The organism is Aquibium sp. ELW1220, assembly GCF_030398385.1.
GTDB lineage: Bacteria > Pseudomonadota > Alphaproteobacteria > Rhizobiales > Rhizobiaceae > Aquibium.
This window is the reverse complement of record NZ_JAOAOQ010000061.1, coordinates 1-26,482: the sequence shown is the minus strand read 5'-3', so window position 1 is coordinate 26,482 and position 26,482 is coordinate 1. Positions and strand designations below refer to the sequence as shown.

At 66.7% G+C, this 26,482-nt stretch carries 27 protein-coding genes, 2 tRNA genes and 1 pseudogene; 14 read left to right on the top strand and 16 right to left on the bottom strand.

What is annotated here, in order from left to right:
- The 3 genes and pseudogenes from N1F91_RS29000 to N1F91_RS28990 form a co-directional block, all read left to right on the top strand.
- Window positions 1-778: pseudogene (locus tag N1F91_RS29000) on the top strand (IS630 family transposase); the annotation flags it as partial.
- A gap of 252 nt (window positions 779-1,030) precedes the next feature.
- Window positions 1,031-1,558, top strand: coding sequence for a recombinase family protein (locus N1F91_RS28995; protein WP_354670574.1), 528 nt, complete (start codon window positions 1,031-1,033; stop codon window positions 1,556-1,558).
- 613 nt (window positions 1,559-2,171) lie between these two features.
- Window positions 2,172-3,107 carry a hypothetical protein gene (locus N1F91_RS28990; RefSeq protein WP_289997279.1) on the top strand — a complete coding sequence of 312 codons (936 nt, stop codon included), beginning with the start codon at window positions 2,172-2,174 and terminating at the stop codon, window positions 3,105-3,107.
- Between the two features lie 185 nt (window positions 3,108-3,292).
- Here the strand turns inward: N1F91_RS28990 and N1F91_RS28985 are convergent.
- A tRNA-Asn gene (locus N1F91_RS28985) sits at window positions 3,293-3,367 on the bottom strand.
- 268 nt (window positions 3,368-3,635) lie between these two features.
- Between N1F91_RS28985 and N1F91_RS28980 the strand changes: the two genes are divergently transcribed.
- From N1F91_RS28980 to N1F91_RS28945, 8 genes are all read left to right on the top strand, one after another.
- Entirely contained in the window at window positions 3,636-3,920 is a 285-nt protein-coding gene (locus N1F91_RS28980) for a hypothetical protein (RefSeq protein WP_289997278.1), read from the top strand.
- A gap of 353 nt (window positions 3,921-4,273) precedes the next feature.
- Window positions 4,274-4,347, top strand: a tRNA-Cys gene (locus N1F91_RS28975).
- Window positions 4,348-4,456: 109 nt separating this feature from the next.
- Entirely contained in the window at window positions 4,457-5,095 is a 639-nt protein-coding gene (locus N1F91_RS28970; protein ID WP_289997281.1) for a protein-L-isoaspartate O-methyltransferase, read from the top strand.
- A gap of 162 nt (window positions 5,096-5,257) precedes the next feature.
- Window positions 5,258-6,634, top strand: a complete 1,377-nt coding sequence (locus N1F91_RS28965) for a TolC family outer membrane protein (protein ID WP_289997277.1) — start codon at window positions 5,258-5,260, stop codon at window positions 6,632-6,634.
- 193 nt (window positions 6,635-6,827) lie between these two features.
- The gene (locus N1F91_RS28960) at window positions 6,828-7,550 is read left to right on the top strand and encodes a DUF2497 domain-containing protein (RefSeq protein WP_289997276.1); all 723 of its coding nucleotides are present in this window, start codon (window positions 6,828-6,830) and stop codon (window positions 7,548-7,550) included.
- 219 nt (window positions 7,551-7,769) lie between these two features.
- Window positions 7,770-10,553, top strand: coding sequence for a valine--tRNA ligase (locus N1F91_RS28955; protein ID WP_289997275.1), 2,784 nt, complete (start codon window positions 7,770-7,772; stop codon window positions 10,551-10,553).
- A gap of 194 nt (window positions 10,554-10,747) precedes the next feature.
- On the top strand, window positions 10,748-11,674 hold the full coding sequence (locus tag N1F91_RS28950) for a TerC family protein (protein WP_289997274.1): 927 nt from the start codon (window positions 10,748-10,750) through the stop codon (window positions 11,672-11,674).
- A 428-nt stretch (window positions 11,675-12,102) separates the two neighbouring features.
- Complete coding sequence (locus tag N1F91_RS28945; protein ID WP_289997273.1) at window positions 12,103-12,900, top strand: tetratricopeptide repeat protein; 798 nt, start codon at window positions 12,103-12,105, stop codon at window positions 12,898-12,900.
- 196 nt (window positions 12,901-13,096) lie between these two features.
- Here the strand turns inward: N1F91_RS28945 and N1F91_RS28940 are convergent, their stop codons facing one another.
- The 6 genes from N1F91_RS28940 to N1F91_RS28915 all read right to left on the bottom strand — a co-directional run bounded on the left by N1F91_RS28940 (window position 13,097) and on the right by N1F91_RS28915 (window position 17,035).
- Window positions 13,097-13,399 (bottom strand): hypothetical protein, encoded by a 303-nt coding sequence (locus tag N1F91_RS28940; RefSeq protein WP_289997271.1) that lies wholly within the window; start codon window positions 13,397-13,399, stop codon window positions 13,097-13,099.
- Between the two features lie 78 nt (window positions 13,400-13,477).
- Window positions 13,478-14,266: an exodeoxyribonuclease III gene (xth, locus tag N1F91_RS28935; RefSeq protein WP_289997270.1), complete on the bottom strand. Its 789-nt coding sequence runs from the start codon at window positions 14,264-14,266 to the stop codon at window positions 13,478-13,480.
- A gap of 215 nt (window positions 14,267-14,481) precedes the next feature.
- Window positions 14,482-14,787, bottom strand: a complete 306-nt coding sequence (locus N1F91_RS28930; protein ID WP_289997269.1) for an addiction module antidote protein — start codon at window positions 14,785-14,787, stop codon at window positions 14,482-14,484.
- Window positions 14,788-14,789: 2 nt separating this feature from the next.
- A complete protein-coding gene (locus tag N1F91_RS28925) occupies window positions 14,790-15,086 on the bottom strand; it encodes a type II toxin-antitoxin system RelE/ParE family toxin (protein ID WP_289997268.1) in 297 nt (98 codons plus the stop codon).
- Between the two features lie 149 nt (window positions 15,087-15,235).
- Entirely contained in the window at window positions 15,236-16,645 is a 1,410-nt protein-coding gene (glnA, locus tag N1F91_RS28920; RefSeq protein WP_289997266.1) for a type I glutamate--ammonia ligase, read from the bottom strand.
- Between the two features lie 51 nt (window positions 16,646-16,696).
- Entirely contained in the window at window positions 16,697-17,035 is a 339-nt protein-coding gene (locus N1F91_RS28915; RefSeq protein ID WP_187970864.1) for a P-II family nitrogen regulator, read from the bottom strand.
- Window positions 17,036-17,340: 305 nt separating this feature from the next.
- Here N1F91_RS28915 and N1F91_RS28910 point away from each other — a divergent pair, with 305 nt between their 5' ends.
- The gene (locus N1F91_RS28910) at window positions 17,341-18,858 is read left to right on the top strand and encodes an NAD(P)H-hydrate dehydratase (protein ID WP_289997264.1); all 1,518 of its coding nucleotides are present in this window, start codon (window positions 17,341-17,343) and stop codon (window positions 18,856-18,858) included.
- A gap of 92 nt (window positions 18,859-18,950) precedes the next feature.
- The gene (locus N1F91_RS28905) at window positions 18,951-19,943 is read left to right on the top strand and encodes a hypothetical protein (protein WP_289997262.1); all 993 of its coding nucleotides are present in this window, start codon (window positions 18,951-18,953) and stop codon (window positions 19,941-19,943) included.
- Between the two features lie 70 nt (window positions 19,944-20,013).
- Here the strand turns inward: N1F91_RS28905 and N1F91_RS28900 are convergent, their stop codons facing one another.
- From N1F91_RS28900 to N1F91_RS28865, 8 genes are all read right to left on the bottom strand, one after another.
- On the bottom strand, window positions 20,014-20,436 hold the full coding sequence (locus N1F91_RS28900; protein WP_289997261.1) for a helix-turn-helix transcriptional regulator: 423 nt from the start codon (window positions 20,434-20,436) through the stop codon (window positions 20,014-20,016).
- Between the two features lie 36 nt (window positions 20,437-20,472).
- Window positions 20,473-21,327 carry an S-formylglutathione hydrolase gene (fghA, locus tag N1F91_RS28895; protein ID WP_289997260.1) on the bottom strand — a complete coding sequence of 285 codons (855 nt, stop codon included), beginning with the start codon at window positions 21,325-21,327 and terminating at the stop codon, window positions 20,473-20,475.
- Window positions 21,324-21,728, bottom strand: a complete 405-nt coding sequence (locus tag N1F91_RS28890) for a type II toxin-antitoxin system VapC family toxin (protein ID WP_289997259.1) — start codon at window positions 21,726-21,728, stop codon at window positions 21,324-21,326. Before N1F91_RS28890 ends, fghA begins: the two co-directional genes overlap by 4 nt.
- Complete coding sequence (locus N1F91_RS28885) at window positions 21,718-21,987, bottom strand: hypothetical protein (RefSeq protein ID WP_289997258.1); 270 nt, start codon at window positions 21,985-21,987, stop codon at window positions 21,718-21,720. Before N1F91_RS28885 ends, N1F91_RS28890 begins: the two co-directional genes overlap by 11 nt.
- A 50-nt stretch (window positions 21,988-22,037) precedes the next feature.
- Window positions 22,038-22,505 (bottom strand): YaiI/YqxD family protein, encoded by a 468-nt coding sequence (locus tag N1F91_RS28880; protein WP_289997257.1) that lies wholly within the window; start codon window positions 22,503-22,505, stop codon window positions 22,038-22,040.
- A gap of 60 nt (window positions 22,506-22,565) precedes the next feature.
- Complete coding sequence (locus N1F91_RS28875) at window positions 22,566-23,348, bottom strand: hypothetical protein (RefSeq protein ID WP_289997256.1); 783 nt, start codon at window positions 23,346-23,348, stop codon at window positions 22,566-22,568.
- A 129-nt stretch (window positions 23,349-23,477) separates the two neighbouring features.
- On the bottom strand, window positions 23,478-23,945 hold the full coding sequence (locus N1F91_RS28870; RefSeq protein ID WP_289997254.1) for an MAPEG family protein: 468 nt from the start codon (window positions 23,943-23,945) through the stop codon (window positions 23,478-23,480).
- Between the two features lie 39 nt (window positions 23,946-23,984).
- Entirely contained in the window at window positions 23,985-25,112 is a 1,128-nt protein-coding gene (locus tag N1F91_RS28865) for an S-(hydroxymethyl)glutathione dehydrogenase/class III alcohol dehydrogenase (RefSeq protein WP_289997253.1), read from the bottom strand.
- A 107-nt stretch (window positions 25,113-25,219) separates the two neighbouring features.
- On the opposite strand from N1F91_RS28865, the gene N1F91_RS28860 reads away from it, so the two are divergent.
- Window positions 25,220-25,474: a hypothetical protein gene (locus tag N1F91_RS28860; protein ID WP_289997252.1), complete on the top strand. Its 255-nt coding sequence runs from the start codon at window positions 25,220-25,222 to the stop codon at window positions 25,472-25,474.
- Between the two features lie 13 nt (window positions 25,475-25,487).
- On the opposite strand, the gene N1F91_RS28855 is transcribed toward N1F91_RS28860, so the two are convergent.
- The gene (locus N1F91_RS28855; RefSeq protein ID WP_289997251.1) at window positions 25,488-25,913 is read right to left on the bottom strand and encodes a hypothetical protein; all 426 of its coding nucleotides are present in this window, start codon (window positions 25,911-25,913) and stop codon (window positions 25,488-25,490) included.
- Window positions 25,914-26,482: the final 569 nt, after the last annotated feature.

Genomic DNA, 26,482 nt, shown 5'->3' with positions numbered 1-26,482 from the left:
AGCAAGGTCCCGACCTCGCGGTCGACGGCGTGGTGCGGTGGCGGCGCGTCGACTTGAAGCGCGTCATCGAGCAGCGCTTCGGGGTGGCCTATCACGAGCGCTATGTCGGCAAGCTCCTGGAACAGCTGGGCTTCAGCCACGTCAGCGCGCGGCCGCGCCATCCGGCGCAGGATGGCGAGATCGTCGAGGCCTATAAAAAAACTTCGCGCGCACGCTGAGCGCCCACCTCGCCGACCTGCCGAAGGACAAGCCGGTCGAGATCTGGTTTCAGGACGAAGCCCGTATCGGCCAGAAGAACGGCGTGGTTCGGCAGTGGGCGCGCCGCGGCACCCGGCCCCGCCAGCCCGCCGACCAGCGCTACACCTCGGCCTACCTGTTCGGCGCCATCTGTCCCGCGCGGGGAACGGGGGCGGCGCTGGCCATGCCCTATGTCGACACCGAGGCCATGCAGGCGCACATCGACGAGATCAGCCGGCATATCGCCAGGGGTGCGCATGCCGTGCTGATCATGGACCGCGCCGGCTGGCACACGACCGCCAGGCTGAAGGTGCCGAAGAACATCACGCCAATCTTCCTGCCCTCGCGGGCGCCGGAGCTGAACCCGGTCGAGAATGTCTGGCAGTACCTGCGCAGCAACTGGCTGTCGAACCGCGTCTTCGCCGACTACGAGGCGATCATCGAGGCCGCCTGCGACGCCTGGCGCAAGCTCCTCGCCCAGCCACACACGATCACGTCGATCGGAATGCGGGACTGGGCGCATGTCGGTCAGGGAATATGACCGTTGGTATGAACCCGGTCGAGAACCCCCGGGTCAAGCCCGGGGGCAAGCGTCTGGCAGTACCTGCGCAGCAACTGGCTGTCGAACCGCGTCTTCGCCGACTACGAGGCGATCATCGAGGCCGCCTGCGACGCCTGGCGCAAGCTTCTCGCCCAGCCACACACGATCACGTCGATCGGAATGCGGGACTGGGCGCATGTCGGTCAGGGAATATGACCGTTGGTATGACATGGGCGCTATCGTCGGCTACGCATGAACATCCACCACCGAGCAGGTCGTAGGTCTAGCGGCTCAGGAGCGCCTGCTGAAAGAGGCCGGAGTGACGAAGCTGTTCTCGGAGCGCGTCTCGTCGGTCTCGGCGCGACCCAACTCGACAACGCCATGGACTACCTTCGGGAGGGCGACCAGTTCGTTGTCGCGAAAATCGACCGGCTGGCTCGGTCCGTCGCCGATCTCGTCAGGATCACCGAGGTGCTGGCCAAGAAGGGGGTGGCGCTGAAAATCCTCGACATGAACCTCGACACATCAACGCCGACCGGCAAGCTGATGTTGAACCTGCTCGGCAGCATCGCACAGTTCGAGCGCGAGCTTATGCTAGAGCGCCAGCGCGAGGGGATCGCGAAGGCGAAGGCGGACGGGAAGTACAAGGGACGTGCACCGACCGCCCGCGCCAAGGCCGATGAGGTCCGAAAGCTGGCCGCCGAGAAAGTGGGCCCGATGGAGATCGCCCGCCGTCTCGATATCGGCCGGTCCTCAGTCTACCGGATACTGGCCGCCTGATCATCGGACCACGGCGTTGCAACCGGTTTCAACGAAACGTGGTCCTGAGGCCCGTATGTGAGAATTGAATGAACACGCGGAAGGAAAAAACCCCGACCATTCGCTCTCAATCCCAGAAAAAACGCGCGTTTACAAATAATGTGTCGTACGTATAAAATGTAGGTGCGAAATTTCATCAAAAAGAAAGACCGTTGGCAAGGTAAAGTCTCTTGTCAAACCTGCCTGGCGTCTAATAACTCTACCGGAGAACATTTCGGGCGAGGGCAAAATGCACGGCAACGACAACGACAGGGAGCCCGCCCGGTGGGGAGTACAGCCTTCCAGCCCGCCGCTCCCTAGTAGGGGAGAACAAATCCAAATCGTCCCGATAGCGGGCATCGTGGACCATACGCGGTATCCAGACACGGGACACAGAATACGGCTACGTGACGGGTTGAAGTGGTTCGATCCACGGTATCCGGCCTCACACCTATTTCCATGGCAGGAAGCATTCATCGACCGATTTCAGATTACGTTGGAATGCCGAGGCCAGTGCAACCCGGACAGCTTCCCAGACATCCGAGAAGCTCGTCTAAGCTGGGAAGGCTCCTACGAAGGGCGTGGGCGCCTACTCATGCAGAAAGGGAGGCTGTCTACAGCACACCATGTTGACGTCGAGGTGGCCCCCAATCGGTGGCTATTCGCGTCGGTCAACGGCCAAACGGGCTCGAAGGTGTTTGTGGCCCGGAATGGCCGTTTCGAGTTCAAGCTGACGCTCGCTATGAACCTCAATCGGTTCCTCGCCCACCATGCCGGTCGCTCCCTCGCCGAGATCGCAGACCTGCATCCTTGCGAAGCGCTGCGTATCGAACAGGGGGCTGCTAGGCCCGCCGGCTTGGACGGGAACGATAACCTCGTCCCATTTTCGGTGCTGCGGAGGATACCACTCTCCGAACGGTCGGCATTCATAGCCCGCGCGCTGCGCATCTACTGTGACCACGTCAGGGCGCTTTTCGCACTCGAACTCGACTTGCCCCCGGAACTGCTGACAAGAAACAGGCCGTGTTCCTACGGAACTGTCCAACAGGCCGAGATTTGCTGGGACCTGCTCGACCCAGATCCAACGACTCGTGTCGTGGAAATCGAGCGTGTGGCAGCCGCCGTGAGTTGCGATATCGAGGCGACCAAGTTCTCGGGGGACGGCTGCAATCGCGACGCGCGGTGGCTCTCCATCGACCTCACCAACGACGTCAACCTGAAGATCTATGCAAAGGATCAGGACCGCCTCCGTTTCGAGATTGCCTACCGCCGCATAAGACAAGAGGCTCGGAGGGAGGGCGTGCCGCAGGGCGATCCGGTCGGCGATCTCCTAGCTATGAGGGCCGCCGCCGCCGGTCGCATAGCCCGGTTCTGGCGTCCGACATCTCAGCGACTAAGGGAGACGCCTCAGGTCGGCGACCTGATGGATTTTCTGGAGCGACTGCTGGCTGTCAATCGGCGCGCAAAGTTGACCCCGGATCGGCGTCCAATTTTTGCACGCCGATTCACATCCGGCGAACGAGCTTCATAGCCACATGTCCATGCGATGTATGTGGTCTTCACTAAAGCACAGGATGGATGCGTGTATGGCAAATTGTTTAGCGAAATGGTTAGCAAAACTGCGCGAGTGAATATGCGTACCGCGGAGTCGTCGGTGATTTCGACAGGGAAATCAGGGGCTTGATCAGGGGGTCGCAGTCGCGTGGATGCTGAAAGTGGCTCCCCGGGCCGGATTCGAACCAGCGACCAACCGGTTAACAGCCGGTTGCTCTACCACTGAGCTACCGGGGAACAGCGCTCGCGAAGTGCGGTGCCTATAGCAAACGCTTTCCCGGCTTGCCAAGCGCCAAATGCATTTTTTTCCGGGAGGGGGGAGGGCCGGTCGCAAAAACCCGGTGCCCGACCGATATAGCAGTCGGCGAAGACGGGATCGGGGCGTTCGCCGGCGCGTTCGGGGCGGGCCTGGATTGCTTCGGTGCCGCCGGGATCGTCGGGCCGGCTTCGCGCCGGTCGCCGGGGCTGCGGTCGTGGCAGGCCGGACAGAAAAGAGGAACGTCGCATGGGCGATCGGCAGGACACGGAGGCGGGCGCGCCGGGCGGAGAGCCGCGGGGCGGGCCGACGATCAATGCCTTCGGCCGCAGGATCCGCATGCCCCGGTCGCGCCGGCTGCGCATCGCGTCCGGCTCGGCCCTCATCGTCGGAGGTTTCCTCGGCTTCCTGCCGGTGCTGGGCTTCTGGATGATTCCCTCCGGCCTCCTCGTGCTGTCCTACGACATCCCCTCCGTCCGCCGCTGGCGCCGGCGCATGGCCGTGTGGTGGCATCGCCGGCGCGGCAGCGACTGACGGGCTCCGGCGGGCGCGATGGCTTCGCCGCCGCCGCCGCTGTCGCCATCGCGAACCCACCGCCGAGACTTTACCGAAGCGGCATCGTCCGGCGTGGCCGCCGTGGATCGGAGGGATGAGCATCGGGCTGCGTCGCCGGCCGTGCCGCTCTTCAAAGGGACGGCGCGGAATTGTTTGCGCCGTGGCAGCACCGGCAGCGGCCGGCCGGCCCGCGATCGATGGCGCGGTCGGCCGCGGGCGGGCTTCGCCGCCGCTGCGACAGATCGCAGACAGCGGTTGATTTTGCCGCCGGGCGCTTGTCGGCCCGTTGACCCTCTGTTAACAGATCGCCCATAGACAGCCGATCGCGGCGAGGCCTCGTGGCGGAGTGGTTACGCAGAGGACTGCAAATCCTTGCACCCCGGTTCGATTCCGGGCGAGGCCTCCAGCGCCGGCTGTTTCGCGAGGGGACGCTTGCTTCCCCCGTTTGATCGAAGGCAGGCCGGCGGAGACGAACATTGACGACAAGCGCTGACTTCGAGCGGCAGCGGGCCAAGATGGTCGACGGCCAGCTTCGGACCACGGACGTCAACCGCATTCCGCTTCTCGACGCCTTCATGGCGGTGCCGCGCGAGGCTTTCGTTCCATCGCGCCTGAAGCCCCTGGCCTATATCGACGAAGACCTCGAGATCACGCCGCCGGGCGCAAGCGAGCGGCGCTACCTCATGGAGCCGTCGCCCTTCGCCAAGATGCTGCAGCTGGCCGACATCGGCACCTCCGACGTCGTGCTCGATGTCGGGGCCGGAACGGGCTATTCGGCCGCGATCCTGTCGCTCGTCGCCGGTTCCGTCATCGCGCTCGAAAGCGACGCCACCCTGGCGGACGAAGCCACGGCACGGCTGGCCGAACTCGGATACGACAATGTCGCGGTGGTGCAGGGGCCGCTGCCGGCCGGATATGCCTCCGAGGCGCCCTACGACGTGATCGTCGTGGAAGGCGCCGTGGACGAAGTGTCGCAGCAGCTCTTCGATCAGGTCAAGGATGGCGGCCGTCTCGTCGTGGTCGAGGGCCATGGCAATGCGGGGACCGCCAAGCTCTACGTCAAGCAGGGGACCGGCATCTCGGGGCGGCGGGGCTTCAATGCGGCCGTCAGGTCGCTGCCGGGCTTCCAGAAGGAAAAGGCTTTCGAGTTCTGAGGGCTTGCGCGCCCCGCCGGCTGAAGTCATCTTGGTCAAGCGTACGAATTATCGTTTCGGCGGTGCGATTCGGGAGGGAGTTCGAGGTGCAGGTCGGGCCCAGGCCCGATCCGGAATTTGGGGGACGCACTGTACGCGTCCAGTCATGTGATGAGGTCCGTCGTGGCGTCGAATTTGAAGAAACTCTTGGCAGCGTTGTTGGTGACGGCCGCCGTGGTGTCGCCGGGGCAGGCCAGCGCGGAGACGATGCTGGGGGCGCTGGCCAAGGCCTACCAGAACAACTCCTCCCTGAATTCGGCCCGCGCCGACGTGCGCGTGACCGACGAGAACGTGGCCATCGCCAAGTCCGGCTATCGCCCGACCATCTCGGCGACGGGGTCGCTGCAATACACGAACAGGTCCGGCATATCCGAGGCCAGCATCCGCACCGGCTCCTTCGGCGTGCAGATCAACCAGACCCTGTTCGACGGCTTCCAGACCAGGAACAACGTGCTCGCCGCGAAGTCGCAGGTCCTCGCGGCGCGCGAATCGCTGCGCAACACCGAGCAGAACACGCTCTACAGCGCCGCCACCGCCTATCTCGACGTCATCCGCGACCGCCAGATCGCCGTGCTGCGCGAGCGCAACCTCGAGTTCCTCAGCGAACAGGTCCGCGCCGCGCGCTCCCGCTTCGATGTCGGTGAGGGCACCCGCACCGACGTCGCCCAGGCGGAGGCGAGCCGGTCGGCCGCCGTGGCGCAGCTGAGCCTGGCGCGCGCCACCGCCCAGTCGAGCGAGGCGACCTACCGCCAGGTCATCGGCGACGCGCCGGGCAAGCTGCAGCCGGTGAGCCCGGTCGCCAAGCTCTTGCCGAAGAGCCTCGGCCAGGCCATCGAACTGGCGCTCGTGCGCCATCCCGCGATCCTTGCCACCCAGCATCTCGTCGACGCCGCCGGCTTCTCGGTGAATTCGGCCGAAGGCGCGCTGCTTCCGGGCGTCACCGCGAGCGCAGGCCTCACCCGCAGCTTTTCCGATTCCTCCCCGGCGAGTCAGAGTTCCGACGGCTACAGCAACTCCGCCTCGATCGGCGCGACGCTGACGATCCCGCTATACCAGGGCGGACGGACCTCGGCGCTCGTTCGCCAGTCGAAGGAATCGCTCGGCCAGGCCCGCATCGAGGTCGACGTCAGCCGCGATCAGGTGCGCGCTGCCGTCACCTCGGCCTGGACGCAGTTCCAGGCCGGTGCCGAAGTCGTCGCCGCCAACCGCGAGCTCGTGTCGGCCGCGCAGCTGGCGCTCAACGGCGTCATCGAGGAGCGCAATGTCGGCCAGCGCACGACGCTGGACGTGCTGGACCAGCAGGCCGACGTCATCAACGCCCAGGTCGATCTGGTCAGCGCCGAGCATGACGTGGTGCTGGCGAGCTTCGCCATCCTGTCGGCGGTCGGCCGGCTGGGCGTCGAGAGCCTCGGGCTGCAGGTCGCCACCTACAAGCCGGAAGAGCATTACGAGGCCATCAAGGACAAGTGGTTCGGCCTGCGCACGCCGGACGGCCGCTGACCCTTTTTCCGTCGCATCCCGGTCGCGGCCGCGCATTGCGCGGCCGCTTTCGTTTCGGCCGGCGGCCCTGCGCCGGATATCTGTGCGAAAGGGTGCGTGCGGTCCCGCCGGGGATTCTCTCCAGAGTGCCAAAGCGCTAGGCTTGCAGCATGATTCGGGGGCCGATCATCGATCGGGCATGGAGATTGAAGCGATGGCCAGTCACGCGGCTGAACTGAAGTTGCCACAGGCGGGTGGCGCGCAGCGCGAGCCTTCGATGGAGGAGATCCTCGCCTCCATCCGCCGCATCATCGAAGACAGCGACCAGGTGCGCAAGCCCGAGGACGTGCTTGCCGGGCGCGAGCCCGAGCAGGAGCGGGCGGGCCCGGCCGAGCCGGAGCGGGTGGAGATGGTTGCGGCGAACGCGCCGATGGCGGCATTCGAGCTGTCGAAGCCTCTGCGCGCGGCCAGGGACGAGCCTGCGGCCGCGATGCGCCAGCCCGACCCGGCGCCGGCGATGCCGCAGCCGGCGCCCGGAACCGCGCGCCTTGAGACGCAGCCCGAGGCCCGCCAGCCCGAGCCGGCCGAGCCCGTTGCGTCCGCGTCGATCTTCGATGGCCCCGCCGCGCCCGAGCCGGTCATGGCGGACCCCGTCGCTGAAACGGCCGCTTCCGCGCCTGCGGAACCGGCGGCGCAGATGGCGCCTGCGGCGGTCGAGAAGGCATCGCTGATTTCCGAGCGGACAGGCCGCCAGGTCGCCGCGGCCTTCGGCGAGCTTTCCGAAGCCTTCGAGGCCAGCCGCCGCAAGAGCTTCGACGAACTGGCCTCCGAGATGATGCGCCCGATGCTCCAGGACTGGCTGGACAACAACCTGCCGACGCTGGTCGAGAAGCTGGTGCGCGAGGAGATCGAGCGCGTCGCGCGCGGCGGCCGCTGACCCTGGCTCCGGCGCCCGGCCCGGCGCGGCTGCAGGCCCGTTCGGCCGCCTTCGACACGCGAACATGCCGCGCCGGGGCGCAAGACCATGCGCGGGCAGCGTCGATTGGCGCTTCCCGGGGCGGTTGACTCCCCCTGACCCATCGGCTTTACACCGGGTCCCAGGGGCTGCCGGGCATCGGCGCGCCCCCCTTTGCCCTGCGAGCGCGGACGCCCCGAAATGCTTGACAAGACCTATGACGCATTGAGCGTCGAGCCCATAATAGCCCGCCGTTGGGAAGAGGAGCACGCCTTCCGTGCCGGCGCCGGTGCTGCGCACGGCGCCGATCCCTTCACCATCGTGATCCCGCCGCCCAACGTCACCGGCTCGCTCCACATGGGGCATGCGCTCAACAACACGCTGCAGGACATCCTCGTCCGCTTCGAGCGGATGCGCGGCAAGAACGTGCTGTGGCAGCCGGGCATGGATCATGCCGGCATCGCCACGCAGATGGTCGTCGAGCGAAAGCTGGCCGAGCGCCAGATCCGCCGCCGCGACATGAGCCGCGAGGAGTTCATCGATCGCGTCTGGGAGTGGAAGGACGAGTCCGGCGGGATGATCGTCAACCAGCTGAAGCGGCTGGGCGCCTCCTGCGACTGGTCGCGCGAGCGCTTCACCATGGATGAGGGCCTTTCGACGGCCGTCGTCGAGGTCTTCGTCACGCTCTACAAGCAGGGCCTGATCTACAAGGACAAGCGGCTGGTCAACTGGGACCCGAAGCTGCTCACGGCGATTTCGGATCTCGAGGTCGAGCAGCACGAGGTCAACGGCAACCTCTGGCACTTCCGCTATCCCATCGACGGGGTCGCCTTCGACCCCGAGAACCCCACCACCTTCATCACCGTCGCGACGACGCGCCCCGAGACGATGCTCGGCGACACCGGCGTGGCGGTGCATCCCGACGACGAGCGCTATCGCCACCTCGTCGGCCGCAACCTCGTCCTCCCGCTGGTCGGCCGCCGTATCCCCGTCGTGGCCGACGACTATTCCGATCCGGAGAAGGGTACGGGCGCGGTGAAGATCACGCCGGCGCACGACTTCAACGACTTCGAGGTCGGAAAGCGGCGGAACCTCCGTGCGATCAACATCCTGACGGTCGAAGCGAAGGTGACGCTGAAGGACAACGAGGATTTCCTCGATGGCCTCGAGCTCGACCTGATGCGCGAGGAGATCTGGGATCGCCTGGACGGGCTCGACCGCTTCGAGGCGCGCAAGCTGGTCGTCGACCTCATGGAGGAGGGCGGTTTCCTCGCCCGCGTCGAGCCGCATCGCCACATGGTGCCGCACGGCGATCGCGGCGGCGTTCCGATCGAGCCGTTCCTGACCGACCAGTGGTATGTCGACGCCGCGACGCTGGCCAAGCCCGCCATCGCCTCGGTGCGCGAGGGACGGACCAGCTTCGTGCCGAAGAACTGGGAAAAGACCTATTTCGAGTGGATGGAGAACATCCAGCCCTGGTGCGTCTCGCGCCAGCTCTGGTGGGGCCACCAGATCCCGGCCTGGTATGGGCCCGACGGCCACGTCTTCGTCGAGAAGACCGAGAAGCAGGCGCTCGAAGCGGCGGTCGAGTATTATCTCGCGCTCGACGGCCCGTGGAAGGCCTGGGTCGAGGAGAAGCTGGAGAACTTCCAACCCGGCGACATCCTGGTTCGCGACGACGACGTGCTCGACACCTGGTTCTCGTCCGCGCTGTGGCCGTTCTCGACGCTCGGCTGGCCGGACAGGACCGATGAACTGAAGACCTATTACCCGACCTCGGTGCTGGTCACCGGCTTCGACATCATCTTCTTCTGGGTAGCCCGGATGATGATGATGGGCCTGCACTTCATGGAGGAAGAGCCCTTCCACACGGTCTACGTCCACGCGCTCGTCCGCGACAAGAACGGCGCCAAGATGTCGAAGTCGAAGGGCAATGTCATCGATCCGCTCGAGCTGATCGACGAATACGGCGCCGACGCGCTGCGCTTCACGCTCACCATCATGGCCGCGCAGGGCCGCGACGTGAAGCTCGATCCGGCCCGCATCGCCGGCTACCGCAATTTCGGCACCAAGCTGTGGAACGCCACCCGCTTCGCCGAGATGAACGGCGCGGCGATCGATCCGTCCTTCGAGCCGGGCGCAGCCAGGCTCACCGTCAACCGCTGGATCCTGACCGAGCTGACGCGCGCCTCCGGTGCCATCACCCGGGGCATCGAGAGCTACCGCTTCAACGAGGCGGCGGGCGCGGCCTATTCCTTCGTCTGGAACCTGGTCTGCGACTGGTATCTGGAACTGCTCAAGCCGGTCTTCATGGGCGAGGACGAAGCCGCCAAGGCCGAGTCGCGCGCCTGCGTGGCCCATGTGCTGGAGGAGATCTACAAGCTGCTGCATCCGATGATGCCCTTCATGACGGAAGAGCTCTGGGCGCGCACGGCGCCGGAGGGCAGCGAACGCGAGGACATGCTGGCCCTGACCCGCTGGCCGCAGCCGGATTTCGCCGACGAAGCCGCAGCCGACGAGATCAACTGGCTGGTCGACCTCGTCTCGGGCATCCGCTCGGTGCGCTCGGAGATGAACGTGCCGCCGGCAGCGCAGGCGCCGCTCGCCATGGTGGGTGCCGATGCCGTCACGCGCGAACGGCTGGGCCGTCATTCGCCCGCCATCATGCGGCTGGCGCGCGTCACCGAGATCGCGCTGGTGACCGAGGCTCCCAAGGGCTCGGCGCAGATCGTGGTCGGCGAGGCGACCGCCTGCATTCCGCTCGGCGATCTGATCGACCTGTCGGCCGAGGCCGTGCGGATCGGCAAGGAGATCGCGAAGACGCAGGCCGAGATCGACCGCATCGACAAGAAGCTCGGCAACGAGAAGTTCGTCGCCAACGCGCCCGACGAGATCGTCGAGGCCGAGCGCGAGAAGCGCGCCGAGTTCGTGGCCGTCCTCGATCGCCTGACGGTCGCGCTGAAGCGGGTGACGGGCGAGGCCTGAGCCGGCAACGCTGCCGGCGGCCAACCTGCCGCCGGGCCGATTTCCCGGTTCCTGTCGCACGGGCCGCTTGTAAAGCGGCCCGTTCGGGCGCACATAGGGCCGTCTCCCGGGCCGGGCCCCTCTGACAGGCGAGGCGTCGCCTGTGATGTCGGACCGAACGACGGCGCGCTCACGCGGCGCAGGCTTTTTCCCCCATGGATCTGCACGACTGGCTCTGGCCCGGTTTCCTGGCTTTCGTCGCCATCATTCTGTTCGTCGACCTCTTCGTTCTTCATCGCAAGGACCATGTGATCAGCCCGCGCGAGGCGGGCGTCACCGTCGCCGGCTACGTCACGCTCGCCTTCATCTTCGGCGCCGGCGTGTTCTGGTTCGGCGGTCCGGACCGGGGAGCCGAGTTCCTGACCGGCTATCTCGTCGAACAGGCGCTGTCGCTCGACAACATCTTCGTCATCGCCCTGATCTTCAGCTATTTCCGGGTGCCGCCGGAGGCGCAGTACCGCGTCCTGTTCTACGGCATCGTCGGCGCCATCGCGATGCGCCTGTCGCTGATCGTGCCGGGCGTCAAGATCGTCGACCAGTTCGAGTGGGTGGGCATGGCGCTCGGCGCGCTGCTGGTCTTCTCCGGCTACAAGATGATGATGTCGGGCGACGACATGATCGATCCGGGCCAGAGCCGGATCGTGCGTCTCCTGAAGAAGACCGGCCGTGTCACCGACGAATACGAGGGCTCGCGCTTCTTCGTCACCCGGCAGGGGCTGCTCTACATGACGCCGCTCTTCGTGGTGCTGATGACGGTCGAGTTCACCGACCTCATCTTCGCGGTCGATTCGATCCCCGCCGTGCTGGCCATCTCGGACGATCCCTTCATCGTCTTCTCGTCCAACGTCTTTGCGATCATGGGCCTGCGCGCGCTGTTTTTCGTCCTGTCGGGGATGATGCGCGAGTTCCACCACCTGAAGACCGGGCTGTCGCTTGTGCTGATCTTCATCGGCGGCAAGATGCTGCTCGCCCATGTCTACAAGGTGCCGTCGACGGCAGCACTGGCCGTCACCGCCATCCTGATCCTCGGCTCCGTCGCGGCGTCGATCCTGACCCGCAAGAAGGGCGAGAGCGAAGCCTGAAGCGTGTCGCGATCTTCCGGATTCGCGCCGTACGCTTTAGGTCTTTGTTTTCGCGCATGTCTTTCACCCGAGACCGGTGCCCGCTTTCGGGAGACATGCGTCTGGGCCCGCGGATCCGGGTCCCGCGCCCGCCTGTGCGGGCGCCGGGCGTGCCGGCAGTGTCGATTCCGCAACACTCGTTCAGGAAGAATTCACGCTGGCATTCGCCGACTGGCGGCTGCCGCGTTCCCGCCATAAACGAGTAGCAACTCATGGGTTATCAGGAAGGCGGCATGTGCGGCCTTCGCTCGAAGAGTTGCCCGTGTCGGGTACAAAACGGAACGTGGATGTCATGGTGACAGGGAACGATCTGCGGTCGGGGGAGGGCTCCACGAGCCGCGCCGGCCGTGCTGGATCGCCCGTCCTCCTGGCAAGAAAAGCCGATTGAAATGCCGATGAGTGCGTGGGTCCGTGCGACCCTGTGGAGCGTTGTCGTTGGAGCCGGGCTGAGTGCAGCCGGGAGCGCGCTCGCGCTCGATCCCCGGACGATGCAGGAGAAGGGTTCCAGTCCCTGGGACATCTTCCGCTTTGGTTTCGACGCCTACAAGCAGGGCCACAAGCAGGAGGCCGTCGAGGCCTATCGCTACGCGGCCGACAAGGGCCAGCTCGGCGCCCGCTGGAAGCTGGCGCGCATGTATGCCGAGGGCGACGGCGTCCAGCGCAACGATTACGAAGCCTTCAAGGCGTTCAGCCTGATCGTGCAGCAGGATGTGGAGCCCGGCAGTCCGGAGGAGAGCTACGTCTCCGACGCGCTGGTGGCGCTGGCCGGCTATGTCCGCACGGGCATTCCCGGCACGCCGGTGCAGCCGAACCCGGCCGCCGCGCAGGACTATTACATGCGCGCCGCCGCCACCTACCGCAACCCGGCCGCGCAGTACGAGATCGGCCGGATGTTCCTCAGGGGCGAAGGCGTCAAGGTCAGCGTCAAGCAGGCCGGCCGCTGGTTCCAGCTCGCCGCCGAGAAGGGCCATTCCGGTGCGCAGGCGACGCTCGGCGACCTGCTGTTCCAGAGCGGCAAGGTGGTGAAGGGTCTGGCGATGATGACCGCCGCGCTCGAGCGCGCCTCCCCCTCCGACAGGATCTGGATCCGCAGCCTGCAGGAAGAAGCCTTCTCGCTTGCCGGCGAATCCGACCGCCGCACCGCCATCGCGCTCGCCGAAGACATGCTGCGCCGCGGCGCCCGCTGAACCCGCACGATTTCCCGTGCCTCTCGACGCTCCAGGCCGACGATGGTCTGGCGGGCAATGCGGAGTAAATACGGGGACAGTTTACTTAATTCCGTCAATGTAGCCCGGCAGAAGGCACCAGGCCGGCGCCGGAATTGAGTAAACTGTCCCCGCATTTACTCCGTCCCACGCCAGCTCGCCTCGCGGCAGCGGCGCCTCAGCCCGAAATCGCCCGGCGCAGGTCGGCCGGGCGCGGCCCGGCGGGGTGCGACAGGGGCGGGGCTTCGCCGCGCATCTCGAGCGTCAGCGGACAGCCGTCGCCGAGCTTCGTCCAGGACGAGTTGTTGAGAACCTTGCCGCATCGGCCGAGCCAGCTGCCGGCCGGGCTGCGGATGCAGACGACTGCCCCCATCTCGTAGCGGGTTCCGTTGGCCGCGCATTTGCAGTCTGCCCGCGCAGCCGATGAGGCCCATGGCGACAGGATGGCTGCAATCGCGAGGAGGGTGGCCCGACGATCCATCCGCGAAGTGTCTCACGGGATGCCGTCGCGGACCAGCGAAAACCGTGCAGGCGTCGAAACCGGTCCGGCCGGGCGCCGTCAGGCCGCTTCGAGCGCCAGATCGATGGCCACCGGCACATGGTCCGAGGGCTTCTCCCAGGCGCGCACGTGCTTTTCCACCGCAGCCGAGGACAGATGCCGCGCGGCTTCCGGCGACAGCAGCAGATGGTCGATGCGGATGCCGTTGTTCTTCTGCCAGGCGCCGGCCTGGTAGTCCCAGAAGGTGAAGACCTGCTCGCCGGTGACGGCGCGCGTCGCGTCGGTCATCCCGAGCCATTCCAGCCGCCGCTGCGCCGCCCGGCTTTCGGGCTGGAAAAGCGCATCGCCGACCCAGGCGGCCGGGTTCTTCGCGTCGATCGCCTGCGGGATGACATTGTAGTCGCCGGCGAGCACCAGCGGCTCCTCCAGCGCCATGCGATCGGCCGTCCAGCGCTCCAGCCGCTCCATCCAGCCGAGCTTGTAGGGAAACTTCTCCGTGTCGACGGGATTGCCGTTGGGCAGATAGAGCGAGACGACGCGCAGCACGCCCGCTTTCGTCGAGAACACGCCTTCGATGAAGCGCGACTGCTCGTCGCTCTCGTCGCCGGGCAGGCGCCGGTTGACCTCGTCGAAGCGCAGCTTCGACAGGATGGCGACGCCGTTGAAGCCCTTCTGGCCATGCGTCTCGACATGGTAGCCCAGCGCCTCGATCTCGAGCCGGGGGAAGTTCTCGTCGAGCGACTTGATCTCCTGCAGGCAGACGATGTCGGGCTGACTCTCCTTCAGCCAGGCGAGCAGGTTCTCGATCCGCGCCTTGACGCCGTTGATGTTCCAGGTCGCGATCTTCATGCCTGCTCGTCCTGTGTTCGGTCCCTAAAGCGTGTCGCGATCTTTCAGATTCGCTCCGCACGCTTTAGGACTGTGTCTTCGAGCATGTCTTTCGCCCGAAACCGTTGCCCACTTTCGGGAGACATGCTTTAGATGCGCGTGCCAGTGCGGAGCTATCACAGTTCAGGCTCGGGATCGACATCGCCACCGCCGGCATGCTGCCAGTTCGTCCAGGCTCAAGTGGGCTCCGACCGGTGCGCTGGAGACCTTGCCGTCAGTTCAATGCCGAGAGCCTTCATGACCATGAGGGTGGTCTTGAGCGTCGGGTTGCCGCTGGCGCTGAACGAGCGATAGAGCTGCTCGCGCGAGAGCCCTGTCTCGTTGGCGATCTGGGTCATGCCCTTGGCACGCGCCACGACGCCGAGCGCATGGGAGATATAACCAGCGTCCTCCGACGCAAAGGCCTCCGCCATGAAGGCAGCGACGGACTCGTGGGAGGTCAGGCCCTCTGCCGGGTCGAAGGTCGTGAGCTTCTCTGCCATCTTCATTGGTTCCATTCCGCCGCAAGGCGCTTCGCGGTCCTGATGTCCCTGGCCTGTGTGCTCTTGTCGCCTCCGCACAGCAGGATGACGATCGCATCGCCACGTCGCTGGAAGTAGACGCGATAGCCGGGACCGTGGTGGATGCGCAATTCGCTGATGCCGTCGCCGACGGGTCGCGCATCGCCGGTGTGGCCATACGCAAGGCGGTCCGGCCTTGCGAAGATCACACCGCGAGCGCGCTCATCGTCAAGGCGCATCCACCACTTCCGGAACGTCTCCGTCTGCTTCAGTTCGACCATGAGGAGATGTAGTTTTAAAACGACAATCTGTCAAGTCGCGACGGCACCGTTCGCGCATCCCGATCACCGGCGGCGCAGACCTGGCTCTCCAGAACGAAAAGAGCCGAGGCAATGCCCCGGCTCCATCCGTCGTATGTCCGGGAGGACGATCAGACCGAGTAGTACATGTCGAACTCGACCGGATGCGGGGTCATCTCGAAGCGCATGACCTCGTGCATCTTCAGCTCGATGTAGGCATCGATCTGGTCGTCGTCGAACACGCCGCCGGCCTTCAGGAAGCCGCGGTCCTTGTCGAGGCTCATCAGGGCTTCGCGCAGCGAGCCGCAGACGGTCGGGATCTTCTTCAGCTCCTTCGGCGGCAGGTCGTAGAGATCCTTGTCCATCGGCTGGCCGGGGTGGATCTTGTTCTTGATGCCGTCGATGCCGGCCATCAGCATCGCCGCGAAGGCGAGGTAGGGGTTCGCGCCCGGATCGGGGAAGCGGACCTCGACGCGCTTCGACTTCGGCGACGAGCCGAAGGGGATGCGGCAGGACGCCGAGCGGTTGCGCGCCGAATAGGCGAGCAGCACGGGGGCCTCGTAGCCCGGCACCAGACGCTTGTAGGAGTTGGTGAGCGGGTTGGTGAAGGCGTTGATGGCCTTGGCGTGCTTGATGATGCCGCCGATGTAGTAGAGGCAGGTCTCCGACAGGCCGGCATATTCGTTGCCGGCGAAGGTCGGCTTGCCGTCCTTCCAGATCGACTGGTGCACGTGCATGCCCGAGCCGTTGTCGCCGAAGATCGGCTTCGGCATGAAGGTGGCCGTCTTGCCGTAGGCATTGGCGACCTGGTGCACGACGTACTTGTAGATCAGCATCTTGTCGGCGTTGCGGACGAGCGTGTCGAACTTGATGCCGAGCTCGTGCTGGGCGGCCGCGACCTCATGGTGATGCTTCTCGACGCGCACGCCCATCTCGGTGAGGACGGTGAGCATTTCCGAGCGCATGTCCTGCAGCGAATCGATCGGCGGCACCGGGAAATAGCCGCCCTTGACGCGCGGACGGTGGCCGAGGTTGCCGGTCTCGTAGTCGGTGTCGTCGTTCGACGGCAGTTCGGTCGAGTCGAGCTTGAAGCCGGTGTTGTAGGGGTCGGCCTTGTACTTGACGTCGTCGAACACGAAGAACTCGGCCTCGGGGCCGACATAGATGGTGTCGCCGATGCCTTCCGACTTCATGTAGGCCTCGGCCTTCTTGGCCGTGCCGCGCGGATCGCGATTGTAGGACTCGCCCGACACCGGGTCGAGGATGTCGCACAGGATGACCATGGTCGACTGCGCGAAGAACGGATCCATGTGGACCGTTTCCGGGTCGGGCATGAGCACCATGTCGGACTCGTTGATCGCCTTCCAGCCGGCGATCGAGGATCCGTCGAACATCACGCCGTCGGCGAACATGTCCTCCTCGACCTCGGCGATGTCCATCGTCACGTGCTGGAGCTTGCCCTTGGGGTCGGTGAAGCGCAGGTCGACGAATTTAACGTCGTTGTCCTTGATCTGCTTCATGATGTCGCTGGCTGTCGTCATTTCGTTTTCCCTGTCTGACGATGTGAAACTGTTGTGGACGGCTTCGACGGATCAGATCGCGTCGACGCCGGTCTCGCCCGTGCGGATGCGGACGACTTCCTCGATGTTGGAGACGAAGATCTTGCCGTCGCCGATCCGCCCCGTCTGTGCGGCCTTGCGGATGGCCTCGAGTGCCGCGTCGACGGATTCGTCGGCGAGCACCACCTCGACCTTCACCTTCGGCAGGAAGTCCACCACATACTCCGCTCCCCGGTAGAGTTCGGTGTGCCCCTTCTGGCGCCCGAAACCTTTCGCTTCGGTGACCGTGATCCCCTGCAAGCCGACTTCCTGAAGGGCTTCCTTCACCTCGTCGAGCTTGAACGGTTTGATGATCGCTTCGATTTTCTTCATCCGAATGGGGCCTCCGATGGATATGCGCGGCAAATCGAGCCCGCTTCCGCCAAACCAAAGCACGAACCGTGCCAGATTGGCAGCAAATTCGGCTGACGCAGCGCCGCCACGGAGGTTCCGAAGCTTCGCGCGGGCTTGGGCGGGACGAGGTCGGGCTCGCCGCGGTGAAACTGCCGGAAGCAGCCCAAAGGCGCAATCGAGCGTGACCACAAAATAGGCATATGGCATAAGAAATGTGCATCGGCTCCGTTTGCCAGCCGCATCCGGTTCCGACTAGTCTGCCTCCTCGATCCACGGATGGCGGCATGACTCTCGAACTCCTCACACCCGACGAAATGGCCAGGGCCGACCGTCTCGCCATCGCATCCGGCCCCTTCGACGGCGACGCGCTCATGCGCCACGCCGGTGCGGCCGTGGCGGCCCAGATTCTCGTCCGCTATCCCGGTGCGGCACGCGTCCTTGTGCTGGCGGGACCGGGAAACAATGGCGGCGACGGTTTCGTGGCCGCCGCGCGTCTCGCGGAGGCAGGCCTCGGCGTGCAGGTCCATTGCGATGCGCCGACCCATGGCGGCGATGCCGGCCGGGCCCGCGCGGATTGGGGTCGGCCAATCCGGCCGCTGGCGGAGTTTCAGCCCCGCGCCGGCGACGTCGTCGTGGACGCGCTGTTCGGCGCGGGCCTTGCGCGCGCGGTGACCGGTCCGGCCGCCGACGCCATCGACCGGGCCAATGCCTCGAACGCGTCCGTGGTCGCGGTCGACCTGCCGTCCGGCGTTTCGGGCGGGACCGGCCAGCCGCTCGGCACGGCCATCCGCGCCGACCTGACGGTCACCTTCTTCCGGCTGAAGCCGGGCCACCTGCTGGAGCCTGGCCGCAGCCTGTGCGGCGCGACGGTGCAAGCCGACATCGGCATTCCGGAAACGGTCCTGGGAGACATCGGCTGCCGCGCCTTTCGAAACGGGCCGCCCTTGTGGCTGCACTGGTTTCCCCGTCCGCACCGCGAAGCGCACAAATATTCGCGAGGCCACGTCGGCGTCTTCTCCGGAGGCGCCTCGTCCACGGGAGCGGCCCGGCTCGCGGCGCTGGCTGCCGCCCGCGCGGGGGCCGGGGCGGTCACGGTCCTGTCGCCGGGCGCTGCGCTGCAGGTCAATGCCATGCACCTGACGTCGATCATGCTGCGCCGCGCCGAGACGCCGGACGACGCCGTGGCCTTCGCGCGCGAGCGGCGGCTGGCTGCTGCCGTCATCGGGCCGGGCTTCGGTGCGGGCAGCGGCTGCGTCGAATTCGTGCGCGCGCTCGCGGCGCTCGCGGGGGAAGGCGCCTTGCGGCTCGTGCTCGACGCGGATGCGCTGACGTCGTTCGAAGAGGAGCCGCAGGCGCTGTTCCGGATGCTCGACCGGCCGGAGCCGGCAGAGCCGCTGGCGCTGCTGACGCCGCACGAGGGCGAGTTCCGGCGCCTGTTCCCCGACATCGCCGCCGACCGGACGCTGTCGAAGCTGGAGCGGGCGCGGGAGGCTGCCCGGCAGTCGCACGCGGTCGTTGTCCTGAAGGGACCGGACACGGTGATCGCCGAACCGTCGGGCCGTTCCGCCGTCAACGCCAACGGCACGCCCTATCTGGCGACTGCCGGATCGGGCGATGTGCTGGCGGGCATCGCCGCCGGGCTGCTGGCGCAGGGCATGCCCATCTTCGAGGCGGCCTGCGCGGCGGTCTGGCTGCATGCCGAGGCGGGGTCGCGGTTCGGACCGGGCCTGATCGCCGAGGACCTGCCGGGGCTTCTGCCGCCCGTGCTGGCGGAACTGCTGGCGCGGGTCCCCGGACGCTAAAGCTTCGCTAACCACCCGTCTTCGCCATTCCTCAAGCCAAAGCGGCTAGTCTCCGCCCGAAGTCGGGTCTGGTCGGTCGCGGGGTGAAGGACATGGCAGCAAGCGGTTCGGTGTCGGCGTCGGAGCGCCCGGGCGACCACGAGAGCATCGGCGTGGAAGACGTCGCGCGGCTGAGGGCGGAGGTTTTCCCCGACGGCCGCGTCTCCCGGGCGGAGGCCGAGCGGCTCTTCGCCATGGACGGTCGTGCGGGCTCGACCTGCCCCGAATGGACGTCCTTCCTCGTCGAGGCGCTGACGGACCATCTGGTGCACCAGGAGGTTCCGGCAGGCTACGTCTCCGAGGCCAACGCGGCATGGCTGGTCGCCGCGGCGAAGTCGGCGCGACCGGCGACCGAACTCGAGGTGCTGATCGCGGTGCTGGAGCGGGCCCGAACCTCCCCGGCAAGCCTTTCGGCCCATGCCCTCGGCCTCGTCGCCGAGGCGGTGGTCGACGGCGTCCTGCGGATGCCGGACGGCCGGACGCTCGTGCCGGGCGTCATCGGCAAGGCGGAAGTCGACCTGCTGCGCCGCATCCTCCATGCCTTCGGCGGCGGCGCCGGCATCGGCATCAGCCGGGAGGAGGCGGAGATCCTGTTCGACCTCAACGACCGGACGGTGGGCGCGCCCAACCATCCGGAGTGGACCGAGCTCTTCGTCAAGGCGATGGCGAACTTCGTCATGTGCGCCTCGGGCTACACGCCGCCCTCGCGCGAGGAAGCGCTGCGCCACGAGACCTTTCTCGACGACAGGAGCATCGACGTCGCCGGCTTCTTCCGGGCGATGGCGTCGGCCGGGGCGAAGAGCATCCTCGACGCCTACCGCGCCCCGTCCGGCCTCGAAGAGGCATGGCGCAGCCGCAACACCGAACGCGCCGGAGCGTCCGCGCAGGCGGAGGCGATCGACGCGGGCGAGGCGGCGTGGCTGGTGGAGCGGATCTCGCGCGACGGCACCGTCCACGACAACGAGAAGGCGCTGCTCGCCTTCATCGGCCGCGAGTCGCCGCTGGTGCATCCGACGATCCGCAATCTGATCGCCAGGGTGGCCTGAGGGCGTCGGTCGGGCCTCTGCGGGTCGCGCCTGCAGGTTCAGCTGTCCGGCATGCCGAAGAGCCGCGCGATCAGCGCTCTTCTTCGAGCCGCGTCAGTTCGCGCTGGATGCGTTCGATGATGCGGCCGGTGTCCTCGTGCATCCGCTTCAGGCGCTCCAGCTGGACGGTGATCGCCGCCAGCGGATCGGGGCCGATCTCGTCGGTGGGCGCATCGCCGACGCCGTGCAGCAGCCAGACGAGGTTGACGTTGAGGACGCCGGCCAGGAGGGCCAGACGCTCGACGCCGGGTTCCGAGCGGTCGCTCTCCCACTGCTCGATCGTCTTCTGCCGGACGCCGACGCGGCGCGCCAGTGCCGCCGTGCTCATGCCCTGCGCGTCGCGGATGCGCGACAGCCGACCCCCGAACGTATCGGGATCGGGAAGCCGCCGGTGGATGGGTGTCACGACCGCCATGACCCGGGTGTCCTCTTCGACCGTCTCATTCTTGTTCATTAGCGATATTCCTGCCCGGAGTCTGACCGGCGAGCGTCATTCCGCGTCGCCTCCGCCCGCGCCGAGCCGCTTCGCGTGCCAGCGCAGGTGATCGTCCATAAAGCTGGAGATGAAGAAGTAGGAGTGGTCGTAGCCGTCCTGCATCCGCAAGGTGAGCGGGATGCCGGCCTTGCGGCAGGCCTCTTCCAGGAGCCAGGGGCGCAGCCCGTCCTGCAGGAAGCCGTCGGCCTTGCCCTGGTCGACGAGAAAGCCGTCGAATCGGTGGCCGTCCTCGATCAGCAGGCAGGCATCATAGGCCCGCCAGGCCGCTTCGTCGGCCCCGAGATAGCGTTCGAAGGCCTTCGACGACCAGTCCGCCGTCGAGGGGTGCACGATCGGCGCGAAGGCCGAGCAGCTGGCGAAGCGCGCCGGGTTCTTCAGCGCGATGGTCAGCGCGCCGTGGCCGCCCATGGAATGGCCGAAGATCGACTGCCGCGCCATGTCGGCTGGAAAATGCGCCGCGATCAGCTTCGGCAGTTCATCGACGACATAGGAGTGCATCCGGTAGTTGGCGGCATAGGGGCCCTCCGTCGCGTCGACATAGAAGCCGGCACCCGAGCCGAACTGCCAGTTGTCCTTCTCGTCCGGGACCGTTTCGCCGCGCGGGCTGGTGTCCGGGCAGACGATGATCAGCCCGAGTTCAGCCGCCATGCGCCGGTACTCGCCCTTGTCCATCACGTTGGCATGGGTGCAGGTGAGGCCGGAGAGATACCAGAGCACCGGGCAGGGGCCGTCCTTGGCCTGCGGCGGGACGAAGACCGCGAAGGTCATGTCGCAGCCGCAGGCCTCCGAGGCGTGGCTGTAGACGCCCTGCGTGCCGCCGTGCGATTTTGCGGTGGAGATTGTTTTCAAGACGATGGCTCGATCAGTTCGGTTTCGATGGCGAGGTCGCGCGCCATGGCCGCAAGGCGGCGGTCGGCGGTGACGAGAGGTTCGCGGCGTTGCAGCGCGAGGGCGAGGTAGAGGCAGTCATAGACCGGATGAAGCCGCTCGACGGCGATCCCGATTGCCGCCGCGACGAGGGTCTCGTCCTCGACCCAGGTCGAAACCATGGAGCGCAGCAGGAGAATGCTCTCGCCACAGCGATCAGGCGGAAGGTCGCCTCGACGCGAGCGCTTGTAAAGGACGTTGGCCGTCTCCAGCAGGAGAAACCGGGGTGCAGAAAGATCACGTCTTTCCCGATAGGGCGCCGCGCTGCTGCTGTACTCGGTGTCCACGAACCAGTGACTGGCGACACTGGTGTCAACGATCATCTGCGAGACCCGTTTCGTCCTTGCCGAGGCTCGTTTCCCGGTCGCGACGGATTTCGTCGATGATCTCCACCCCCGAAACGCGCGTCGAACTGGCCCGGATCGCGTCGATGCGGCGGATGAGCTCCGCCCGGTCCGGCATGCCCTTCTCGGCGATGACCTCGCGCGCCAGCTGCTCGGCCGACTTGCCGTCGGCCTTCGCGCGCTGCTTGAAGCGATCGAGGACGTCATCGGGGATGTTGCGGATGATCATGCTGGCCACGGGAATGCCTCCGGCTGATAGCGCCATGATATCATCGCGTCGGAGGCCGTTCAACCGACCGCGCGGGTGCTGAGCGCCCGCCGCACGATCCGGTCGAGCGCCGACAGGAACTCGGAGCGGTCGCGCGGGGTGAAGCTGCGGTTGAAGCCGCGGTCCTCCCCGGTCTCCCGCAGGTGCTGCTTGAGGTCGCGCATGGCGACCGCCATGCCGATCGATTCCGGCGTGAACGGTCGTCCCGTCGGACCCAGCACGTGGACGCCGCCGGGCACCAGCCGCGCGGCCAGCGGCACGTCGGCGGTGATGGCGACGTCGTTGGCCACCGCGTTGTCGACGATCCAGTCGTCGGCCGCATCCGCGCCCTTCGAGACGACCACGTTGCGGATCATCGGGTCGCGCGACGGGCGCAGGCCGCCGTTGGAGACGAAGGTGACGACGAGCCCGTGCCGCTCGGCGACCTTCACCACCTCGTCCTTCACCGGACAGGCGTCGGCGTCGACATAGATATGGACAGGCTGCATCGCTTCCCCGTGATTCTGCTCATCATACGAGGGTAGCGACGGAACGGGGACAGGCGAAGCTCATTCGGGCAGATGGCAGCGCACCAGGGACGCGGAGCCGTCGATGGTCAGCGCGTCGTCCTGCGGCATTTCCAGGGTGATCGACCGCTCCTCCATGTCGCCCTCGGCGATGCAGGAGGCGGCGAGCGTGGCCGTTCCGCCGGTGAGCGGCGTCTCCGCGAAGTTGCAGACCGCCTCGGAGCGGCGCAGCGTCGTCGGCGTGATCACCGCCATCTGCTCGACAGGTTCGACGTCGATGCGCGCGCATGATGCCGCGTCTGCCGCCCAGACGCCGACATAGTCGGGCCCGACGCCCGCCGGGCCGGCGCGGGCCGCCGCCCGCGTGTCGGCGCGCAGCTGTGCTGGCGCAGAGAGCAGCGCGGCACTGTCGCCGGTCACCGGCTCGTCGGGGCCGTCGGCCTCGTCGATCCGCCGCTCCAGTGCCTCGACGCCCGCCGCGAACTCGCGCACCGCGCGTTCGGTGAGTTCGTTGAGGGCCACACCGAGCTCGCGGGCATAGCCACGCGCCCGCTCGAGCGCCGGACCGGCGTCCTCGAGCAGCTCTTCGGTGCGGCTGCGGGCGTCGCGCGCCAGTTCGCCGGCGCCGTCGAGGATGAGGCCCGCGCCTTCGCCGATGCGGTTCAGCGCATCGTCGCTTGTGCCTACGGCCGGCGGCGCCTGCGGGGCCTCGGTCACGGCCGGCGCATCCTCGCCGCGCTGGACGTTCTGCTCGTCGCTGCATGCGGCCAGCGCCAGCATCGAGATGCCCGCCGCCATCAGCGGAACCCTGGTCCAGATCGTCATGATGATACCCCCGTTGGAACGCCCTTGAGCCGGAAGCAATGCGCAGGCGCGCCGGAAGTTCCCGGGAGCGGGACGATCCGGGACCGGGCGGACCGGCCGGCCGCCTGCATCAGGCCGGTCCTTCCTCCTTCAGGTCAGAAGGGCCATGACGAGTGTCCACAGCGTCATGACGATCAGGATGACGGAGCCCACCGTCCAGAAGGTGGCGCGCATGTCGTGGGTCTGCGCCGTGAAATAGGCAGCGAAATGCAGGAGCCGCGACAGGACGTAACCGTAGAGCAGCAGCCAGGCCAGCCAGACCGGCGGACCCGTCAGGACGAAGAGGAAGCCGGAGACGAGGAAGAACGGGATGTTCTCCAGATCGTTCTGGTGAATGCGCCGGACGCGCTCGACCCGTTCGTTGGGCGCGAGCTGCTTCGGATCGGGGTTCGGGTTGAGCGGGGTCCTGCGCAGATCCTCGGGCGATCGATAGCCGCCCTTTTCCTGCATCATGCGGATGACGGTCAGCCATGACATGGCCACTGCCTTCAGGATCATCAGGCTCGCGGCGATGGCATAGGTCGCGAGCAGCGGATTCTGAAGGCTTGGAAGTTCCACGTCGCGCACTCCCGGCGTTGGCGCCCGCGAGGGGCCGGATCAGTAGACGACGACGCTGCGGATGCTCTCGCCGGCATGCATCAGGTCGAAGCCCTTGTTGATCTCGTCGAGCGACAGCCGGTGGGTGATCATCGGATCGATCTGGATCTTGCCGTCCATGTACCAGTCGACGATCTTCGGCACGTCGGTGCGGCCGCGCGCGCCGCCGAAGGCGGTGCCCTTCCAGGTGCGGCCGGTGACGAGCTGGAAGGGACGGGTGGAAATCTCCTGGCCGGCGCCGGCAACGCCGATGACGATCGATTCGCCCCAGCCGCGATGGGCGCATTCGAGCGCCTGGCGCATCACCTTGACGTTGCCGGTGCAGTCGAAGGTGTAGTCGGCGCCGCCGATCTGGTCGGCGCCGCGCTTGGTGAGGTTGACGATGGTGGGCACGACGTCGCCGTCGATCTCCTTCGGATTGACGAAATGCGTCATGCCAAAGCGCTCGCCCCATTCCTTCTTGTCGTTGTTGATGTCGACGCCGATGATCATGTCGGCGCCGGCGAGCCTCAGCCCCTGGATGACGTTGAGGCCGATGCCGCCGAGGCCGAAGACCGCCGCCGTCGCGCCGATCTCGACCTTGGCCGTGTTGATGACGGCGCCGATGCCGGTGGTGACGCCGCAGCCGATGTAGCAGATCGTGTCGAAGGGCGCGTCGGGGTTGACCTTGGCCACCGCGATCTCGGGCAGGACGGTGAAGTTCGAGAAGGTCGAGCAGCCCATGTAGTGGAAGATCTTGTCCTTGCCGATCGAGAAGCGCGAGCTGCCGTCGGGCATCAGGCCCTGGCCCTGGGTGGAGCGGATGGCGGTGCACAGATTGGTCTTGCGCGACAGGCAGGACGGGCAGGAGCGGCACTCGGGCGTGTAGAGCGGGATGACGTGGTCGCCCTTCCTTACCGAGGTGACGCCGGGACCGACGTCGACGACGACGCCCGCGCCCTCGTGGCCGAGGATGGCGGGAAAGAGGCCTTCCGGATCGGCGCCCGACAGGGTGAACTCGTCGGTGTGGCAGATGCCGGTCGCCTTGATCTCGATCAGCACCTCGCCGGCGCGGGGACCTTCGAGGTCGACCTCCATGATCTCGAGCGGCTTTCCGGCGGCGACGGCAACGGCTGCGCGGGTCTTCATCGAATGTCTTCCTTCCAACCTTGAGTCGGGGGGCAAGATTTCAGGAAACGGCAGGCCCGGCAAGTCTCGCCGGGACGTCGATCCGACCCGCCGCCGCGAAGACGGACATGTTTCGTCACGCCCGCGACATCAGGGAGTCACCGGCCGACGCTAGGACGCGGCTGGCGGGGGCCCTGGAGGCCGAGATGCAGAACGATCCGACACTGGACGAATTGCTGGACGAACCGATCGTGCGGATGCTGATGGCGAGCGACCGCGTCAGCGCATGGGACATCCGCCGCCTCATGGACGAGGCGAGGCGTCGCGCCGCGTGGAAAAATCCGCCGCGGTCGCCGGAGCCTTGCCGGGTTGCTGCACGCTGACGCAGGCGCGCCTTTACGACGTGTCGTTGAACCGGGGCAGCGGGAAGCCGGCCCTGTCACCGCCGGCCATGGCAAGACGCGCGCCGCCGCAGGCAAGCCTGCCGTCTCGGCAGGCGGCCCGGTCGGGCGCGCGGTCGCGGCCGGTCATCCGGCAGTCGATGCCGCCGAGCCGGTCGAGCATCGCGACAAGCACGGTCGCGTACCAGCGGAGGCGCCAGGCGAGGAGGACGGCATCGGCGGGGCTGGCGTCGCCGGGACCGGCGACGGGCGTGAGCTCGGCCACGATCTCCGCCAGCTCGACCCGCAGCGCCTTGGCGACATGGGCCTGCACGATGCGCTCGGCGATGCGCAGGAAGAAGAGCACCAACCAGCGCACCGGAAAGGCGCGGCCGGCGGCGATGTCGGCCTTGGCCGCCATCGAGCCGAGCACCGCAATCATGCTCCTCAGCTTCCGCCCGTTCCGTACCGCACCACCCACGTCGTCCGTCCTCCTTCAGCTGCGACCATTGTGCGGCAGCGTGGGAGGGGTGTGGACAGAGCGGGGTGAAATTCGTGGATGTCGTTGATTTCCTTGGTGGTGGCAGACGCGGATCGGGTGCCGGAAATGCGGGGACAGTTTACTTGATTCGGATCGGGAACGACTGCGGAAGGCGTCGGAACCTACCGAATTAAGTAAACTGTCCCCGTATTTCCCTCCGCCGCGGCTCCCGGGTCTGCGCCTCCGCTTCGCCCGGGATGACGAAGGTGGGGGGATGGGCTCTGGTCCAGACCTTGGACGCTCGCGGATGGATCCGGCGGCGTCCCCCCCTCCGCCTCGCATCGCTCGGCACCTCCCCCCACTTCGTGGGGTTGGAGGATGGGCGGCAGCGCTGCCGGCGGCTTATCCTCAACCCCACGAAGTGGGGGGGACTCCCCACCGTTTAGCAAGAGGTTTTCTGGGTTGCCCGGGAGGGGTCGAAGGAGGTTCCGGTTTTCAGCATGGCGCAGGCGACGTTGAGGAGGCGGTCG

Excerpts from the sequence above, each read along its gene's own strand:
- N1F91_RS28960 (WP_289997276.1), top strand. The coding sequence starts at position 6,828 with ATGGCCAGTCACGCGGCTGAACTGAAGTTGCCACAGGCGGGTGGCGCG.
- N1F91_RS28860 (WP_289997252.1), top strand. The coding sequence starts at position 25,220 with ATGTTTCGTCACGCCCGCGACATCAGGGAGTCACCGGCCGACGCTAGG.
- xth (WP_289997270.1), bottom strand. The coding sequence starts at position 14,266 with ATGAAGATCGCGACCTGGAACATCAACGGCGTCAAGGCGCGGATCGAG.
- N1F91_RS28945 (WP_289997273.1), top strand. The coding sequence starts at position 12,103 with ATGCCGATGAGTGCGTGGGTCCGTGCGACCCTGTGGAGCGTTGTCGTT.
- N1F91_RS28915 (WP_187970864.1), bottom strand. The coding sequence starts at position 17,035 with ATGAAGAAAATCGAAGCGATCATCAAACCGTTCAAGCTCGACGAGGTG.
- N1F91_RS28875 (WP_289997256.1), bottom strand. The coding sequence starts at position 23,348 with ATGACGATCTGGACCAGGGTTCCGCTGATGGCGGCGGGCATCTCGATG.
- N1F91_RS28955 (WP_289997275.1), top strand. The coding sequence starts at position 7,770 with ATGCTTGACAAGACCTATGACGCATTGAGCGTCGAGCCCATAATAGCC.
- N1F91_RS28990 (WP_289997279.1), top strand. The coding sequence starts at position 2,172 with ATGCAGAAAGGGAGGCTGTCTACAGCACACCATGTTGACGTCGAGGTG.
- N1F91_RS28980 (WP_289997278.1), top strand. The coding sequence starts at position 3,636 with ATGGGCGATCGGCAGGACACGGAGGCGGGCGCGCCGGGCGGAGAGCCG.
- N1F91_RS28950 (WP_289997274.1), top strand. The coding sequence starts at position 10,748 with ATGGATCTGCACGACTGGCTCTGGCCCGGTTTCCTGGCTTTCGTCGCC.
- N1F91_RS28970 (WP_289997281.1), top strand. The coding sequence starts at position 4,457 with ATGGTCGACGGCCAGCTTCGGACCACGGACGTCAACCGCATTCCGCTT.
- N1F91_RS28865 (WP_289997253.1), bottom strand. The coding sequence starts at position 25,112 with ATGAAGACCCGCGCAGCCGTTGCCGTCGCCGCCGGAAAGCCGCTCGAG.
- N1F91_RS28890 (WP_289997259.1), bottom strand. The coding sequence starts at position 21,728 with ATGATCGTTGACACCAGTGTCGCCAGTCACTGGTTCGTGGACACCGAG.
- N1F91_RS28855 (WP_289997251.1), bottom strand. The coding sequence starts at position 25,913 with ATGATTGCGGTGCTCGGCTCGATGGCGGCCAAGGCCGACATCGCCGCC.
- N1F91_RS28940 (WP_289997271.1), bottom strand. The coding sequence starts at position 13,399 with ATGGATCGTCGGGCCACCCTCCTCGCGATTGCAGCCATCCTGTCGCCA.
- N1F91_RS28900 (WP_289997261.1), bottom strand. The coding sequence starts at position 20,436 with ATGAACAAGAATGAGACGGTCGAAGAGGACACCCGGGTCATGGCGGTC.
- N1F91_RS28930 (WP_289997269.1), bottom strand. The coding sequence starts at position 14,787 with ATGGCAGAGAAGCTCACGACCTTCGACCCGGCAGAGGGCCTGACCTCC.
- N1F91_RS28880 (WP_289997257.1), bottom strand. The coding sequence starts at position 22,505 with ATGCAGCCTGTCCATATCTATGTCGACGCCGACGCCTGTCCGGTGAAG.
- N1F91_RS28905 (WP_289997262.1), top strand. The coding sequence starts at position 18,951 with ATGGCAGCAAGCGGTTCGGTGTCGGCGTCGGAGCGCCCGGGCGACCAC.
- N1F91_RS28925 (WP_289997268.1), bottom strand. The coding sequence starts at position 15,086 with ATGGTCGAACTGAAGCAGACGGAGACGTTCCGGAAGTGGTGGATGCGC.
- N1F91_RS28995 (WP_354670574.1), top strand. The coding sequence starts at position 1,031 with ATGAACATCCACCACCGAGCAGGTCGTAGGTCTAGCGGCTCAGGAGCG.
- glnA (WP_289997266.1), bottom strand. The coding sequence starts at position 16,645 with ATGACGACAGCCAGCGACATCATGAAGCAGATCAAGGACAACGACGTT.
- N1F91_RS28910 (WP_289997264.1), top strand. The coding sequence starts at position 17,341 with ATGACTCTCGAACTCCTCACACCCGACGAAATGGCCAGGGCCGACCGT.